General features: G+C 38.5%; 1 protein-coding gene. It reads left to right on the top strand.

Features of this window, described 5'->3' with window-relative positions:
• Positions 1 to 193 precede the first annotated feature (193 nt).
• Positions 194 to 1,456: an allantoate deiminase gene (gene allC, locus V7149_RS25575; protein ID WP_438824033.1), complete on the top strand. Its 1,263-nt coding sequence runs from the start codon at positions 194 to 196 to the stop codon at positions 1,454 to 1,456.
• Positions 1,457 to 1,463 lie beyond the last annotated feature (7 nt).

Genomic DNA, 1,463 nt, shown 5'->3' with positions numbered 1-1,463 from the left:
AAAAACCTTTCTCAAAAACTTATAAATGTTAAATGTAAGCAGTTGCATAGGAAGTTGTTACATAACAAAGAATACTATATGTCATTCTTCAAATGAACTGCAAATAGTAATCTGCTTACTTCATGAAGTTAAATTTAACGCTCTATATTAGCATAATCCAAGTTCCAAGAATTAAACAGAAAGGATGAACATAATGGCTGAAGAAACAAAAGGAAAGTCAATGAACTTTGGCGAACTGCCAGAAGAAGCTGCTTCTAAACTTGATTGGCTAGCAGGCTTCGGCGAAGACCCTAAAGGGGGAGTATCACGTCTCCTTTATTCAAAAGCCTGGGTTGAAGGCCAAAAAGCTTTAAAAGATTGGATGGAAGAAATCGGTCTTGAAGCTAAATTTGATGAAATTGGCAATTTGTTTGGAACGCTTAAAGGGAAAAATGTGAACGAGACAGTACTAACTGGCTCCCATGTTGATACAGTAAAAAATGGCGGTAAATATGATGGTGCATACGGGATTATTGCCGGTATCCTCGCATTAAAATATTTAAAAGAAACATACGGCGAACCTCTCCGCAACATTGAAGTTGTTTCAATGGCGGAAGAAGAAGGAAGCCGTTTCCCTTATGCATTCTGGGGCTCAAAAAACATTGTAGGATTAGCAAAACGTGAAGATGTTGAAACCATTAAGGATTTTGAAGGTATTCCGTTTGTGGAAGCGATGAAAAATGCTGGTTTTGGCTTCAGGGATGAATCAAAAGGGATGCGAGATGACTTAAAAGCATTTGTTGAAGTGCATGTTGAGCAAGGGAACGTATTAGAAAATGAAAAGATCCCTGTAGGTGTAGTAAATAACATCGTTGGTCAAAGACGCTATACAGTAGAAATTACTGGAGAAGCTAATCATGCGGGTACAACGCCAATGGGCTACCGCAAAGATGCGATGTATGCTGCAAGCCAGATGGTTTATGAAATCATTTCTATGGCTAGAGAAGAGGGAGATCCACTTGTAACAACTGTGGGTAAAATCGAAGCTCAGCCTAATATTGTTAACGTAGTTCCTGGTAAAGCAATCTTCACAATTGATGTACGTCATACTGAAAAAGAGGCAATTGTTTCTTTCACTGAAAAAATGACCGCACGCATGGAAGCAATTTCTAAAGAGCATGGTGTTGAAATAAACATCGATCTTTGGATGGATGCTGATCCTGTTCCTATGGACCAGAAGGTTGTTGAATTAATTGAAAAACAATGCAAAGAAAATGGTTTGACTTACAAACTAATGCACAGTGGGGCTGGACATGATTCACAAATTTTTGCTCCAGCTGTTCCAACAGCTATGCTATTTGTTCCTAGCTTAAAGGGAATTAGCCATAATCCAGCTGAGTTTACTGAGCCATCAGACTTGGCTGAAGGTATTAAAGCACTGATTGGTGCCCTTTATGAATTAGGTTATAAAGAATAATTGATGT

This window comes from Bacillus sp. JJ1503 (assembly GCF_036965125.1).
GTDB lineage: Bacteria > Bacillota > Bacilli > Bacillales > Cytobacillaceae > Cytobacillus.
Note: the sequence above shows the minus strand (reverse complement) of the source record. Positions and strands in the feature narration are given on the sequence as shown.

Excerpts from the sequence above, each read along its gene's own strand:
- allC (WP_438824033.1), top strand. The coding sequence starts at position 194 with ATGGCTGAAGAAACAAAAGGAAAGTCAATGAACTTTGGCGAACTGCCA.